Raw genomic sequence first — 14,658 nt, 5'->3', positions numbered from 1 at the left:
TTCCGTTTCTTTTGAAGAAACAGGACAAAAACGAGCGATTGGGAAGCAGCGGGAAATACCGGGAAAGAGCCATTTTTCCGATTTGTAATCAGCAGGTTGCGGGTTCAAGTCCCTTCGCCGGCTCCAGAGAAAACAAGGACTTACGGGTAACGCCGTAAGTCCTTTTTTCGTTCGGGGTTCCACCAGAAAAAAATTGGGGAGACTGGCACGCTTCTTGTCTGGACACTCCCCATAGCCTGGACAGCCTGCGGGATGCGTCCGGCAGGTGAGGCGGCAAGGGTCGCGGTTCTCTTGCTGCCCTTTGCCGGTCAACGCCTCCTTTTTTTGTGGTCAACGGTGTTGACCATGCCGTTGACCTTGGCGGCTGAGCTGAAATCTTAGCTCAGCCCAAACTTGAGCGCGTTGCCTGTCCGGCCTTCGCGGATTTGAGGGCTCCGGGCGCCAGAGAGTTGCCCCCAGAGTTGCCCCCACGGGTCCCGATTTTTCCCGAGGATTCCCGGCAAGAGGGGGGGCCTAAGTCGAATATGTCCCCTGCGGTTGACGCCCTTTTTTTGTGGTTTACACCGTCAACCAAGCCGTCAACCGTTGGACGCGGTGAAGGTATGGTTAACCCCCCTTTTTTATGGTTAACACCGTTAACCAAGGCGTTAACCTTCCCCGCTGCGGCAGGCTGGAAGGGGGATGACTTCCGTTGTCACCCCCCCCGGCCCTGTATTCACTGAGCCCAAAGTTGGGCGCAGTTGAGAGGCCGCCTTTTTTTATGGTTGCACCCTGCAACCCCCCTGCAACCTTCCCCCCTGCCCGTCGCAACACCGCCCGCGCCAGCACCGCCAAAACGGCCCGCAGTCGCCGCCTGTTTCCCCCGGCCTTTCCCTTTTCGCCTCAGAACGCCGCTATGGCGTAACCAAGCGGCACGGCAAGCATGAAGGCGAGCAGCGTCAGCAGGATGCCACCCCCGGCAAGGCAGAGCCGCCCCCGCAATCGTCGGGCATCCGCCTCCTGCCGTTCCCACCGTTCGCGAATGTCCCTTATGTGCCGTTCGTCATCCGACAGCCCCGAGTCGCGGTTAATGACAATCTGCGCCACGCTGGAACCGTCGGGGGAGACGCTGCGGATCACCTCCATCACAGTTCCACCTCCGGGAAGCTGAAGGGGCGGCCCAGCTTGTCGAAGTCGACGCGCCGTTTCGCCAGGGCCATAACGGCGTCGGCGTCACTGACGGCCAGTTGCCCGGCCCCCACTTTTTCCAGCAGGAAGGCGGCCAGCTCTCCCAGCTCCCGGTCGGTTCTCGGTAGCGGCATGGCCTCGAGGCAATCCAGCGGCGGCGTGTTGGGCTTCTGGCGCGGCATGGCCAGCGTGACGAGGCATTTCAGGGCGTCGGCGTCGCCCGCTTCGGCTGCCTCAATCATCATCGGCAAGCCCCGCTCCTGAACCCACTGCCGCGCCTGCGTCAAGACCGCGTTTGCGCTCCCCTTCGGGCGTCCCGGCCCGGCGGGGCAGCCTTTGGCAAAGCGCCCGCCAGCGTCACGGCCCGAGCTGTTTTCCACCGTTTTCCTATCGGTCATTAGGCCACCTCCCGCCGCCGTGCGGCTTCCTGCGCCCGCAAAAAGTCATCCGCGTGGGAGCGGGGCAGGCCGCAGGCTGAGACGAGGGCCATCGGGAAGCGGCGTTCATGCTCTTCCAGCCCGGAGAGCAGCGCGTCCAGCCGTTTCAGTTGTTCGACGGCGGCAGGCACAACGGCCTTTGCCCGCGCGTCTTGGACTCGGGAGAGGTATTCATCCGGCAGCAGGGGAAGCGGCCCGGATTCCAAAGCCCGTTGGATTTCCGGTCCGCCGTCGGCATGGAACTGGACGCGCTGCGCTTCCGGTTGTTCCCGCGCCACGCGCCGCACTTCCTGCGCCCGGAGTTCGGCCAGGATCGGATCTCCCTCAACGGGAAGCGTGCGGGCCTCCTGTACGCGCTGGAAGGCCGTTTCCCGCTCCTTTCGCAGGGCCGCCAGCATATCGGGATTGATCGCGATCTGTGCCCGCCCCGCCATGCGTTCGGCATAAAGCTCCCGGAGCTTCCCGGCTTTTCCCGACGCGGAAAGGTTGTTGTCGTTGTTGATCCGTGCGGCTTCCTCGCGAACCTGAACCACAAGCGCCTCGTGCCGTTCGGCGGATTTGAACAGGATTTCCGCGCCCACGTTGTGAGAGAGAACCTTGCCCCCGTCCAGATCGTCCATTGCGGAAACAAAGCCGTGCAAAGTCGTTGCGATCGAACTTTTCATGATAGTCTCCATTTTGTAGTTTGAATATATTTCAGGCGCATTTTCATATGACACCTTCTGCATATGAAATAGCGTGTACCAGATTTTTCCCGCTTGTAACAGATGACGCAATGCCGCTTTCCGCATGAGGGGCAGAATGAAACAATGGGTTTCTGGCTCATGCTCTCTCCCCAAGGCGTACCCGACGCGGCAGATGCTCAAGGCACATGTCCCGCAGCAGGGCGGGCAGGTTGTCTTGAGCAAAGCGCAGGGCGGCGGTCTTCTCCGAGGCCAGCAATCCGGCATCCGGGTAGAGCACCAGCCCGCCGCCGTCATCCTCCGGCCAGGCGGCGCAATGGTACTCCCGGTTCAGGGTGTGCAACACCGGCCACGGATGCGGAGTCCCTTCTTTGCCGGTTCCCTCCGGCCAGCCGTCAAGCACCCTGTCGAACAGGCCCTTGCCCATGTTCAGCCCTCCCGACATACCGCGTTCCACACCGCCACAAGGAAGCGCCGGAACATCCGCCGCCGCTCTTCGTTGTGGATATGATTGCGCCAGCCGCCCCTTGCCATGCGCCGCAGGGGAAGGACCAGCCGCCCGCGCATCTTTTCCGCCGGGATGACGTGGGAATGCGGATGCTTGGCAGGGTCGAGCCATTCCAGCAGCAGGCCGCCGCCGTCCCCCGTGATGACGCTTGCCCGCAGCGGTCCCCCCAGCCGCGTTTCCGCTTCCTCGCCCGTCGGCAGAACCTCCACCCTGTACAGTCCGGCCCGTTCCCCGGCATGGCTGATGCGGAAAAATTCCTGCCCCGGATATATGGTCTCGTGAGTGTCGCACATCGTTGTTTCTCCTTCCACGCAAGTTTGGCTGTTTTTTGCGGTTACAACGGTTACAGCGGTTACAAGCCTACAGCCACAAGGGTTTGTGCTGTAACCACTTTCTTTACCGTTCGGTTACAGCGGTTACAAAACAGGGCGGATTTGTAACCGTTTGCCCACTCAACAACCAAGCGGTTACACAATTTGGTTACACTGTAACATATCGTGATATAAGCATTTTATAGCCTTGTAACCGCTGTAACCGCTGTAACCGCTTTTTGGGGGTCAACTTTTTTCAGGCGGGATGTTCCCCCGGCAGGACAAGAGAATACAGTCGAGTCACCCCCAGACCGGGCAAACGCTCAAGGACGGTGTTCCTGCCCGCCGCCCCCCGCAACCATCCGGCATCACGCAGCACGGCGGCCGCCCGACGTGGCGAATGGCCCTTGACCACTTCGGCCCCGAAGCTTTCCGGCAGGATGAGGTATTCCGTCCCGCCGTCCGACCTCCTCTGCCTGAAGCCCACACGGTTGATGCATGTGCTCTGTTCGGTGTCCATGTCCTGAAAGCGGCTTGCCCCGTGCCGCTCAATGAACAGGCGCACTTGCGCCAGTATGGCCGCGTCTTCGGCTGGCCCGGTTCCGCCTCTGGCCTCCAGCCAGTCGGTGAAACAGCGTTGGACCGCCTGCCGAACGTCCATATCATCCGGCAGCAGCCCGGCCTTTTGCGCGGCCAGCCCTCCGGCAAGGACAAGGGCAAAGCGTTTCGCCACCCGTCGCACCTGTTCCGTGGCGTCAGGCGGGCACAGCCTGTCCACCAGCGCGGGCAGATTCTCCCGGATGTCCTTCCCCACCTCATCTTGCCGGGGGCAGAGCCATTGCAGGAACGCCCGCCCGGCATGGCCGTAGTGGTCGGAACACAGCATCTTGAGGCGGTCGGCCACGGCCCCGGCGTCCGGCAGGCCGTGAAGGTCGGACAACATGGCCTTGTCCACGGGCAGCCCCACAAAGCGCACCTCCTGCCCCCCTCTGGATTTCAGGCCGCTTTCCGCCAGCTTGTCGGCAAGCCCCAGCTCCCCACTGGAGAGGAAGAGCAGCCGCCACGTCAGCGGGGCACGGGGGCTGCCGTCCCGCAGCGCGCGCCCCTTGGACTGTCCGTTTGCCAGCATATAGGCCGCCTCGGACAGCGCCGCCGCCCCCACCTGCCCCACCTCGTCAAGGATAAGCAGATTGTCGTTGTGGAGCGCCGCCACGCCTTCAAGCGCGTTGTCCGTGGTTCGCCATGAGCGCACATGCTCCGGCCCGCTCCAGACGGACGCCGCCACCTGCAGCCCCGTCGTCTTGCCGGAAGAGCTGCACCCCTCGAAAGAGAAGCCGCCCCCCTCCAGCCCGGACAGCCGCAGCAGCGGACCGGCAAAGGCGAGACACAGCGCGAAGACAAGGCGGGAGTTGCCCGCGCACAGGCCGGGGATTTCCCGCCAGCCGTCCAGCGTGCCGCCCGCGCGGAACATCTTCGCATGCCGTGCCGACTGGAGTACGACGGTATCCGCGGGGACGCCGTAAGCCGTATCCGGCATGACATAGGCCGCCGCGTGCCAGCCGATGCGCTGGACGCACGTTACAAAGCGTTCCGTGCGCACGCCCTGGATGAACGTTGCGAATTTCGCGGCCTGTCCCGGCGCGATGGAGTAGCCGCCCCGCGCGAGTATCTGCGCATATTCCCTGCCTTGCCCCTGCAACAGGTCATCAGGAAGCGCCCAGCGGTGCTCCGTACCGGTGGGGTCTTTCCAACTGAGGAATGTTCCCCAGTTTTCCGACACGTCATCAAAAGTCTTGCCGATGATACGCAGCGGCGGCCCCAGGCGCAGGTCAAAGGTCACGTCTCCTTTTTCCTCCACCTTGAACAGGCCCGGGTTCTTGCCGGTCTCCCGAATGAAAAAGCCCTCCGGCAGATGGACGGCGGCCCCTTCCTTGCGGGCCTTCTCCACCGCCTCCGCGACGGCCTCGAGGGAGCGCAGGCAATGCAGGTCGTTGAAATCCGTGGGCCGCCCCTCATGCGCCGGGCAGACGGCCAGCTTGCCGCCCACGGCTTGCGCCGCCTTCGTTGCCGCCTCCACGCCCGTATTGGGCCGGTCGTCGGGGCGCACGTCGTTGTCCGCGCACAGGATGATTTCCCGGTCGGGATACCGTTTCCGCGCCATGCGGGCCACGGCTTCGAGGTTCCCGGCATTGAAGGCCACAAGGCAGGCATGGCCCGTGGCAAGATGTAGACTGGCGGCTGTGGCGTAGCCCTCGGCAATCAGCAGCGGCCCGTTGTGGCCACCGTCCCTTGCCGGAAGGGGGCAGTAGCCCCCCGCCGTCCGTCCGCCCTTGAGAAAGAGCTTGTCCGGGCCGTTGACCGGCTTTTCCGGCAAGATGAATTGCAGACTGGCAAGCCCCCCGTCCGCATCCCGCACGGGAACCACAAGCCGCCCTTGCCCGTCCCGCCGCAGGCCAAGAGCGGGAACCCGCTTGCGGACAAGGTAGGGATGCGAGTCCGGCGCGGGCGTGGCCCGTTCCCAGAGGATGCGGGCCAGCTTCGCGGCGGCGGCGTGGCGCTTTGCCTGTTCTTCCTCAGCGGCCTTGCGGGCGGCGGCGATGCGCTCCCGCAGGGTCTGGCGTTCGGCGGGGGACATGTCCTTTTCCGGCGCAAGCGTCCGCGTGCCGGTATCGCCCGAGCCCCAGTTGCGCCACCAGCAGCAGGCCGGGGCGTCAAGGTGGATGCGGTAGGCCCCGTCCCTGCCGCGCGGCTTGCCTGCCACGCCGCAGCGATGCGTAGCCCCGTCGGCAATGGGCGGCCCGTTCAGCACCAGACCGGCGGCGGTGAGGGTTTCGGCAAAGAGGGTCAAGGCGTCGGCGCTACTCATGGCCCGCATCCTCCCTTGCCGGTTCCAGCTCGCGGGCCAGCCGCACGAACGCCGCCGCCTGCCCCGTGGCGGTGTCGTGAGCATCGGACAACAGCAGTTCAATGTCGTACAGCTTGGCGCTCAAGGCATCCCAGAGGAATGGCCTCGCGTTCGCGGAGGCGTAGCCCTCCGGGCCACATATGCGCGGCAGCAGGGCGTCGGCCACCCGCCGCAGGTCTTTCAGGGCCTGCCGGTAAGCGGTCAGCCCCGCCGCTGCCCTTTGCAGAGCATCACGCGCGGCCAGGGCATCGGCATACAGCGAAGGTGCAGGGGCCGCCGTGGGTCGGTCAGTACCAGCCAGGCAAGCGGAGCCTTCCGGCATGGTGGGCTGTTCCGTCCGATCGCCCGGCAGGCGCAGGGCATTCTTGCGCCGGAAGACGCGGCGGCATCGGGCGGCTGTGGCGGGGGTTAGTTCGGGGCCGTGGGACGCGGAAGCAAGGGAGGTAGGATACATGAATGCCTCACTTGATTTGGGATGGTGGAAAACAAAAAAGGCAGGGCGTAACGCTCCCCGGCTCAAGTGAAGCCGCCAGCCCTCACGGGTTCTGGACGTTACAACCCTGCCAATATGCGAAAGCGACCCATCGGGCATACGTCCGGCAGGGGCTTTGACAGCAGAATGTGCGACACGACTTTTTCCTACCCTTGGGAGGAAGGAAAGGCGCGTGTGGCGCCTCACTTGATTTGGGACCCCCAGAAGGCCACAGGGCCTTGCAAAAGTCAAGAGATGGTGACCGGCAAGGGGACGGCTCATTTCATGCCGGAGAAGCGAGTTACGCGGCATGGCGCACCCCCCTTGCCGTGAAGTCCCAGCAGGGAACGGGGTACGCGGCCCCGTCCGGCACATGCCCGGCCATGCAGCCCACAAGGCCCAGCAGGGCGGCGCGGATGTGCGGCACGACGCCATGAGCGCAGGCCCGGCAGACAAACGACTGGCGCGGCCTGTCCGCCGGAGCGGCCCAGACCTCTTCCCAGCGGCCCGGCTGAAAGCCGTGGCAGGGTTCCACGGGGTTCTTTGTGCCGTGGAGCATGCACAGCGTGCGGAGGCGGCCCGAGGGCAGCGGCACGGCGCGGAAAAATGAGCAGGCCCGGCAGGATTGATGTTGCGATTCGCGGGCGGATTCGGCAGAATGGGAACAGGCAAACGGTTCTTTGCCAGCCTCGTTCCGCCCCCACCGCCGCCAAAGCTTCGGGGGCTTTTTCGCGTCCATGCTACGCCCCCTTGCCCTGGGCCTGAATCCTGCTGCCGCCCTCCATCCGGGCCAGCAGGTAGGCGTCCAGCTCCAGCCGGTCATAGAGGATGCGCCGCCCCATCCGGGAAAAGGGCAGCCCCAGCAGACGGGTCACGCGGTCATTGTTGAGGGTGGAGACGGCCAGCCCCAGATACGCGGCGGCGGCCTTGGTGGACAGCCAGCGGGGGGCGGCATTTGCGGTGCTTTCAAGTATCGTCGCAGACATGAAAAAACCTCCTTGCGACTTGAAGTAATTGCAAGGAGGTTAGCGGGCTGTGTGGTGTGGTACGCAAGTCTGGTAAGGTGTGGTATTTTGGCGGCTTGGTATGGTATTTTGACGGATGGGGCATGGTACGGACTACCACGCCAGTTTTTTGGTGTTCCCTTCGACAATGTTACTCCCGTATTGCGTCCAGTCTGAAATATCCCCTTCTGGGTGGAGCAGCCCCCCAATAATGGCGTAAGAAGCCCCGCGTGCTTTCAACTCCACCGCTGTTTCCTGAGGCGTTTTGCCCTCGCTTCGGCATTGCTCAACAACGGCAATCAGGCCGTACCACTTCGGCGCGTCCTGCCCTTTCTCCTGCCGGGCCTTTTCCAGCTCCGCTTTCAGGGCGGCATTCTCTTCCCGCAGGGAGGCCAGCTCAGCCCGGGCCTGTTCCAGTTCCTCATCCTTGGCGGTAAGGGCGGCATATTCGCTTCCCGAGGTGGGGCGGCTCGTGGAAAGGTCGCGCTTCACGCACACGGCAAGTACAAGAAAAACAAGTGCAGCAACGCCAGAAATAAGAAGACTCTTCATCCCCAAAGAATTTTCCGAAAGAAAAGACAGCAGCGCATGGGCAAGGTGAGAACTACCAAAAACAAACAATATGAATGCAATTCCTTCTATTAACCGATTATTTTTAACGTGTTGTATTGCAAAAGAAAGAATTGCAATACAAGAGCATAAGCAAATAGCGCCCCGAATCGCATATATTTTGAAACCAGTTGCACCTCCATCATTTGCACAGTCAAGGATGGAAAATAGCACATGCGCTGAAAAAAAAAGACACATGAAACAACACGCTAAAAAGAACGCTAGAATTACCGGTTTGCCAGTCTGATGCAGCTGCAAAGACTTCATACCCTACCCCCTTGCCGGGCTTACCCTTGGTGAATCCCCGGCAGGGCGGCAAGGGTATCCGCCTTTTCGGCATGGGTAGCTAGTCCATGCCTAGCCGGGGAAAATAAGGTCTACACGGGATACGCAATGGGCTGTATCTGCATCCAGTTCCCCGGATTTCGCCGCGCCTCCCAAATATCGACAGCCTGCTGAAGATTTAGCCAAAGGTCCGGCGTTGTATTGAACGCGCGCGCCAGACGTAACGCCATATCCACAGTGACAGGGGCGCGCCCGTTCACAATGGCCGAAACCGTCTTGCGGGAAACTCCTATACGTTCCGCAAAGGCGGCAATGGTCATCCCCAGAGGGTCAAGATACATTTCCTTGAGTATGTCACCCGGCAGGGACGGCTTCCTTGTCCGCTCCATATGTTTCCCCCTTTTCAATGGTAGTCTTGGTAATCGACAATGTAGGCATCCCCTTCATGAAAGCGAAACGTCAACCGCCAGTTGCCGGAGATAGTCACACTCCAAAGTCCTGCAAGATTGCCTTTGAGCATGTGCAGACGGGAACCCGGAAAATTCATGTCCGACGGCGCGCGGGCGCTGTCGAGCAAGTCAAGAATCATCGCCAGACGGCGGGAATGCTTTGCCTGAATCCCCTTTGTGTTGCCTGTCAGGAAAAAGACTTCAAGGCCCTTGTGTGCAAACGTCTTGATCATGCCCAAAGTGTAACCTATCGAGTTACACAAGGCAACAGACCGCCCACCTGCCCACTTTTGAAAAAACGAAAAAAACAAGGTGGGCGGCTCGCAAACCCTTGTGGCTGTAGGGTAGTTACACATGTTACACGAGTTACACCCAAAAAACGGACAAATTGGGGGAAGGTCGGCAAGGAAGAAGGACGGCCTTAGCCCGCCAGCTTGCGGAACGGTATCACCTTGCCGCCGGTCAAATCTTTCTGGATTTCCTGAGCTGTGCTTTCAGCGGCGGCGGCAACGGGGTTTTCCGCCAGATGGGCATATCGTGCGGTGGTGGCCGCCTGCGTGTGCCCCAGCATCTTGCCGACGATGGGCAGGGATTTGCCGCTATTCACGGCATAGGATGCGAAGGCGTGCCGCAAGTCATGGATGCGCCAGCCGGAAAGCCCCGCATCGTCAAGAACCCGCTTCCACATTTTGGATACGCCTACGATATGCCCCCGTTCGTATCGCCCGGGGAAACAGTATTCATTGATGCGCGGCAGGGAGAGCAGCACGGCGCGAGCGGCGGCGGGCAGGTGGATGGTCTTTGCGCCGGTCTTGCTGTCCGGCAGATGGGCAAGGCCGCGCTCAAGGTCAAGGTAGCTCCACTTGAGCGTGGTCACTTCACCACAACGCGCCCCTGTGAAGAGCAGCACCTTGAAGGCGGCCGCCGCCACCGGGGAAAGCTTCCCGCATGATTCCAGCCTGGCAATGCTGGCGCCTATGGCCTCCACTTCGGCCTTTCCCATGAAGACCATGCGCTTGCTTTCCTTGAACCGTTCCACGCCCAAAACGGGGTTTGTCCCCCTGTCGCGGAAGCCTGCCACCTCGCACCAGTTGAAGAACTTCGAGAGCGTGGCAAGTACCCTGTTCGCCTGATAGGGCGTCTCCCGCAAGGAATGATGCAGGCCGCTCACCTGCCGGGCGGACACCTCGGTTATCTTGAGCGCGCCCAGAGCGGGCAGGATATGGGCCGCCGCCTGCTGCTCATAGCAGCGCACCGTTCCGGGCTTGAGCTTTGCCCGCACATGTTCGGCAAGGAACTGCTCCAGCACCGAGGATACGGAGCGCGTCGCCTTCTCCTCGCGCAATACTTCGGCAGGGTCCGCCCCCATTGTGACAAGCGCGAGCTTTTCCCGCGCCAGCTTCCGCGCCTGCTCCACGGTAACGGCGGGGAAAGAACCGAGGGCAAGCCGCCGCTTTGCCGCCCCTCTCCCCTTTCCGGCTCGGTACATGAGGTAGAAAGACTTTTCGCCGGTCACACCGACACGCACAAGAAAGCCGGGCAAGTCATCGTCCCGCACCTCGTACCGCTTGTCCGCCGCTTCCAGCCCCTCAACGCTTCTTTTCGTCAGGCGCATGTCTTGTCCCCCCATTCGAGACCATTCCAGCCCCGTTCCAGACCTGCTGATTATGCCCGCGTGGACTGCTGATTTTTATTCTCGGGGTTCCACCGGGGTTCCACCAGAACGGGAATAACAGGTAATTGGGGGTAACTCAACGGAAGTCTAACCCATTGAAAAAGTTACTCCGTATAATTTGAAGTAACTCAAAAAAACTGCTACCAACTGATTCGTAATCAGCAGGCCAAGAGTTCAAGTCTCTTAGCTGGCTCCAGAGAAAACAAGGGGTTACGGGTAATGCCGTACCCCTTTTTTCGTATCCGGCGGAAAGGGGCGCGCGGGTACATCGGGCGTGCCCGTGCGCTGGCCGGGGCCGTCCGCCCCCTCATGTCGCGTGCTGCCTGTCCAAGAAGCGGCGGCTGCCGCCGCGCATCCGTCCGGGGTGGTTGCCGGGGGAGCGGCTCAGGCGGTGCAGGCCTGCTTTTCCTGCGCCGTCATGTCGGTGATGCTTCGGATGAACCTGGCAGGCGTTCCGGCCACGACGCTGTCCGCCGCCACGTCCCGCGTGACCACGGCCCCGGCGGCCACGATGGCATTGTCCCCGATGCTGATGCCGGGCAGCACGATGACGCCGGACCCGATCCAGACATTCCGGCCGATGACGATGGGAGCAGGGCGGCAGCTCGACCGTTCCTCGGGCAAAAAACCGTGATTGATGGTGGCCAGCACGACCCTGTGCCCGATGAGGCTGCCGTCCCCGATGGTGATGCCCCCCTGATCCTGGAAGCAGCAGCAGGCATTGATGAAGACATTCTTCCCGATGCGGATGTTCTTGCCGAAATCGCTGTAGAAGGGCGGGAACAGGGCAAAGCCCGCATCAAGAGGTGTTCCCGTGAGTTGCGACATGAGTTCGCGTATGCGCTCAGGCGAACGATAGGCCGTGTTCAGTTCCGCCGTGATGCGCATGGCTTCGTGACTGCACCGCAACAGTGCCTCATATTCCGCGGTGCCGGGCGTCACGCTTTTTCCCGCACGGAAATGGGCGACGAGTTCTTCCGTATTCATGGCAGCTCCTTATGAGATCACGCCGTTGCACGACCGACAGGAAGCGGGGCGGTCCCTTGCCGGCCGGCATGGCGCACGTCAGCGCAGATAGGTCCTGAAAAAGCGTTCCATCGTATCCCAGGGGATGATGTCCATCCGGTCGTACAAGTCCACATGGCTGGCGTGGGGGATGATCAGCAGCTCCTTGTTGTCGCCCGCAAGCTTCTTGAAGGTGTCCTCGCTGAAGTAGCGGGAATGTGCCTTTTCGCCGTGGATGAGCAGGACGGCGGAGCGGATCTCTCCGGCATAGGCCAGCAGAGGCATGGTCATAAAGGAAAGGGCCGAGGTGGCGTTCCAGCCGTTGCCGCCGTTGAGGGAGCGGGGATGATAGCCGCGCTTTGTCTTGTAGTAGTCGTAATAGTCCTTGACGAAGGCGGGCTCGTCACCGGTCAGTCTGTCGGGAAGACCGCCGGCGGAGGCGATATGGCCGGAGCGGGCGTCCGCGGTGCGCTGTTCGTTCAGGCGGGCTCGCAGGGCATGGCGCGCGTCGGCGTTCATGGCGTCGAAGTAGCCGTTGGCGGTGACGCGGCTCATGTCGTACATGGTGGAGGCCACGGTGGCCTTGATGCGGGTATCCATAGCGGCGGCATTGATGCCCATGCCGCCGAAGCCGCAGATGCCGATGATGCCGATGCGTCCGGCGTCCACATCCTCGCGGGTGGTGAGATAATCCACCGCGGCGCTGAAGTCTTCGGTATTGATGTCGGGCGAGGCGACGTGGCGTGGCTGACCGCCGCTTTCGCCGGTATAGGACGGGTCAAAGGCCAGGGTGATGAAGCCGCGCTCGGCCATGGTCTGGGCGTAGAGTCCCGAAGCCTGCTCCTTCACCGCGCCGAAAGGTCCGCTGACGGCCAGGGCCGCCAGCTTCCCTGTCCGCTGCCGGGGCAGGTAGAGGTCCGCCGCCAGCGTGATGCCGTAACGGTTCTGAAAGGTCACTTTCTGATGCGTCACCTTGTCGCTTTGGGGAAATGTCTTGTCCCATTCCTGTGCCAGATGCATGGGGGCCCCCTCCTTTGCGGGGTTGCCGGCAGCCGCGGGAGCGGCCGCCGCGATCCGGGCGGACGCCATGAGCAGGGCTCCTAGCATGATGCCGATCGCCAGCCGACTGCCTGTGTTTCGTAAGCGCATGGACTGCCTCCTGAGTGCTTTGGGCCGGGTGGGACCAGCGCAGTGATCCCGTCCGGCTTCTGTCCTCAGGATAGAGGGGCGGACAGGTAAGAGCAAATACTTATGTTGAATGGGTTTCCATGCCTTCACAGCATGGATTGTCCTGCCGGGCGACCGGGCACGGCAACGGCCATTTCAGGTGGTCCATACGGCATAATGCGATTCGAACGGCGCCAGAAGCGGCATTTCCCCTTTATTCCGGGCGTCATCTTCTGTAAAAGGAAGGAACGCGGCAGGCGGCATGCGTTTTTTGCGAGTGCGGGCCTGCCGCTGGTTCCGGGGACGGACGTCGTGTTGCCCGGGCGCCGGAGAGCGTTCCGGCGCTGCCGCGGCAGGTCGGGTGCGGCGCCTCCCCCGGCCGGACCGTCTCGCTGTTTCGGCCCGGGATCGTGGAGCAACTTCCCTTTCGGTGCATCCCATGAACGAACCTCTTTCCCCTCAGGCAGACAACGGATCTCCCGATGTCTGCTCCATGCTCAACATCGCCATCATGAATCTGCCGACCGGCCTGTTCATCTGCGACAGGAACGGCATCATCATCTTCATCAACAAGGCCTATGCGGGGTATCTGAACATCGAGCCGGAACAGGCCGTCGGGCGGCACATCACGGAACTCATCCCGGACTCGCGCATCCTCCATGTGCTGCGGAACGGGGAGCCGGACATCGGGGCCATCCGGCTCATCAGCGAAACGTCAAGCCGCATCCTGACCAACCGCTACCCCCTCTACAACGCCCAGGGGCAGCTTATGGGGGCCATGTCCATGGTGGTGCTGGACAAGCCGGAGCAGATCCACATTCTCCAGCGGCAGGTAGATTCCCTCGGGCGCAAGGTCAACCGCTATGCCCGCCGCATCAGGACAGCGCTGGAAGCCCGCTACACGCTGGATTCCCTCGTGGGCTCCTCGCCCGCCATGCTGGCCTTCAAGCAGCTGCTGCTTCGCTTTGCCCGGACCGACGGCACGGTGCTCATCAGCGGCCAGACGGGGACCGGCAAGGAGCTGGCGGCCAGCGCCATCCACAACGCCAGCAGCCGCAGCGGCGGCCCTTTCGTCAGCCTCAACTGCGCGGCCATCCCGCAGGATCTGTTTGAAAGCGAGCTCTTCGGCTACGCGCCGGGCTCGTTTTCCGGCGCACGCAAGGAAGGCAAGGAAGGCCAGATCGAGCTGGCGGATGAGGGGACGCTCTTCCTGGATGAAGTGGGGGATCTGCCGCCCGGGGCTCAGGTCAAGCTGCTGCGCGTCATCGAGGAGAGGGCCGTCCGCCGTGTGGGGGACAGTACGCCGCATCCCGTCAACTTCCGGCTGGTGACGGCCACCAACCGCGATCTGGGCAAGATGGTGGCCAACGGAACCTTTCGGGAAGACCTTTACTACCGCATCAATTCCTTGCTGCTGAACCTGCCGCCGCTGCGGGACCGGCGGGAGGACATCCCCGCTCTGGTGGAACATATGCTGGAACGGCGGGGCAATGTCCGTTGCAGCGCGGACGTCATGGCCGTTTTTCAGCGCTACAACTGGCCGGGCAATGTGCGCGAGCTCAAGAATGTGCTTTCCCATGCGCTCAGCCTTGCGGAAGGGGAGACGATCACGCTGGACGATCTGCCTCCCTCGCTGCTCATGGGGGCCTCCCTGCCCGAAGAAGGGCAGCCGGCCGGCGGCGAACAGCGCCTTGGCGCCATACGGGAGAGCAGCGAGCGCAACGCCATCCTGGTCGCCCTGCGGGAAAATCGCTGGAACGTCTCGCGCACGGCCCAGGCACTCGGCATCTCACGGGCCAATATGTATGAGAAGATGCGCAAATTCGGCATCAGGCGGCATGCGGAGGGCGCCGGACGTCCGTCGCGCGGGACAGCCGGCGGAGATATGTCTGGATATACGGACAAGCTGTCTTGAGTGTCCGCCCCGGCAGACAAGAGAGCAGGGGAAAGCGCCGTCCGCCGCTGCGGGGCACGCTTCCCG

The 14,658-nt window shown here is 62.5% G+C and carries 16 protein-coding genes; 1 reads left to right on the top strand and 15 read right to left on the bottom strand.

Features of this window, described 5'->3' with window-relative positions:
• Positions 1-882 precede the first annotated feature (882 nt).
• The 15 genes from Q0J54_RS01575 to Q0J54_RS01505 all read right to left on the bottom strand — a co-directional run bounded on the left by Q0J54_RS01575 (position 883) and on the right by Q0J54_RS01505 (position 12,659).
• Positions 883-1,128 carry a hypothetical protein gene (locus Q0J54_RS01575; RefSeq protein ID WP_296303550.1) on the bottom strand — a complete coding sequence of 82 codons (246 nt, stop codon included), beginning with the start codon at positions 1,126-1,128 and terminating at the stop codon, positions 883-885.
• Positions 1,125-1,412 carry a hypothetical protein gene (locus Q0J54_RS01570; protein ID WP_296303549.1) on the bottom strand — a complete coding sequence of 96 codons (288 nt, stop codon included), beginning with the start codon at positions 1,410-1,412 and terminating at the stop codon, positions 1,125-1,127. Before Q0J54_RS01570 ends, Q0J54_RS01575 begins: the two co-directional genes overlap by 4 nt.
• 152 nt (positions 1,413-1,564) lie before the next feature.
• Positions 1,565-2,470: a hypothetical protein gene (locus Q0J54_RS01565; protein ID WP_296303548.1), complete on the bottom strand. Its 906-nt coding sequence runs from the start codon at positions 2,468-2,470 to the stop codon at positions 1,565-1,567.
• Positions 2,427-2,714, bottom strand: a complete 288-nt coding sequence (locus Q0J54_RS01560; RefSeq protein WP_296303547.1) for a hypothetical protein — start codon at positions 2,712-2,714, stop codon at positions 2,427-2,429. The genes Q0J54_RS01565 and Q0J54_RS01560 overlap by 44 nt, the downstream gene beginning before the upstream one ends.
• A 2-nt stretch (positions 2,715-2,716) precedes the next feature.
• Positions 2,717-3,088, bottom strand: a complete 372-nt coding sequence (locus tag Q0J54_RS01555) for a hypothetical protein (RefSeq protein WP_296303545.1) — start codon at positions 3,086-3,088, stop codon at positions 2,717-2,719.
• Between the two features lie 274 nt (positions 3,089-3,362).
• A complete protein-coding gene (locus tag Q0J54_RS01550) occupies positions 3,363-5,972 on the bottom strand; it encodes a DUF927 domain-containing protein (RefSeq protein ID WP_296303543.1) in 2,610 nt (869 codons plus the stop codon).
• On the bottom strand, positions 5,965-6,465 hold the full coding sequence (locus tag Q0J54_RS01545; RefSeq protein ID WP_296303541.1) for a hypothetical protein: 501 nt from the start codon (positions 6,463-6,465) through the stop codon (positions 5,965-5,967). Before Q0J54_RS01545 ends, Q0J54_RS01550 begins: the two co-directional genes overlap by 8 nt.
• 319 nt (positions 6,466-6,784) lie before the next feature.
• Entirely contained in the window at positions 6,785-7,042 is a 258-nt protein-coding gene (locus Q0J54_RS01540) for a hypothetical protein (protein WP_296303540.1), read from the bottom strand.
• Positions 7,043-7,223: 181 nt separating this feature from the next.
• The gene (locus Q0J54_RS01535) at positions 7,224-7,469 is read right to left on the bottom strand and encodes a helix-turn-helix domain-containing protein (protein ID WP_296303539.1); all 246 of its coding nucleotides are present in this window, start codon (positions 7,467-7,469) and stop codon (positions 7,224-7,226) included.
• A 132-nt stretch (positions 7,470-7,601) separates the two neighbouring features.
• Positions 7,602-8,363 carry a hypothetical protein gene (locus tag Q0J54_RS01530; protein WP_296303538.1) on the bottom strand — a complete coding sequence of 254 codons (762 nt, stop codon included), beginning with the start codon at positions 8,361-8,363 and terminating at the stop codon, positions 7,602-7,604.
• Positions 8,364-8,473: 110 nt separating this feature from the next.
• Positions 8,474-8,770, bottom strand: coding sequence for a HigA family addiction module antitoxin (locus Q0J54_RS01525; RefSeq protein ID WP_296303537.1), 297 nt, complete (start codon positions 8,768-8,770; stop codon positions 8,474-8,476).
• A 14-nt stretch (positions 8,771-8,784) separates the two neighbouring features.
• A complete protein-coding gene (locus Q0J54_RS01520; RefSeq protein WP_296303536.1) occupies positions 8,785-9,063 on the bottom strand; it encodes a type II toxin-antitoxin system RelE/ParE family toxin in 279 nt (92 codons plus the stop codon).
• Between the two features lie 188 nt (positions 9,064-9,251).
• Positions 9,252-10,445, bottom strand: a complete 1,194-nt coding sequence (locus Q0J54_RS01515) for a site-specific integrase (RefSeq protein WP_296303535.1) — start codon at positions 10,443-10,445, stop codon at positions 9,252-9,254.
• A 444-nt stretch (positions 10,446-10,889) separates the two neighbouring features.
• On the bottom strand, positions 10,890-11,492 hold the full coding sequence (locus Q0J54_RS01510) for a sugar O-acetyltransferase (RefSeq protein WP_296303534.1): 603 nt from the start codon (positions 11,490-11,492) through the stop codon (positions 10,890-10,892).
• Positions 11,493-11,570: 78 nt separating this feature from the next.
• Positions 11,571-12,659, bottom strand: coding sequence for an alpha/beta hydrolase (locus tag Q0J54_RS01505; protein ID WP_296303533.1), 1,089 nt, complete (start codon positions 12,657-12,659; stop codon positions 11,571-11,573).
• 457 nt (positions 12,660-13,116) lie between these two features.
• Here Q0J54_RS01505 and Q0J54_RS01500 point away from each other — a divergent pair, with 457 nt between their 5' ends.
• Positions 13,117-14,592: a sigma 54-interacting transcriptional regulator gene (locus Q0J54_RS01500; protein WP_296303532.1), complete on the top strand. Its 1,476-nt coding sequence runs from the start codon at positions 13,117-13,119 to the stop codon at positions 14,590-14,592.
• Positions 14,593-14,658: the final 66 nt, after the last annotated feature.

Source organism: uncultured Desulfovibrio sp. (assembly GCF_944324935.1).
In the GTDB taxonomy this organism is placed as follows: Bacteria; Desulfobacterota; Desulfovibrionia; order Desulfovibrionales; family Desulfovibrionaceae; genus Desulfovibrio.
This window is presented reverse-complemented; position numbering and strand designations above follow the sequence as displayed.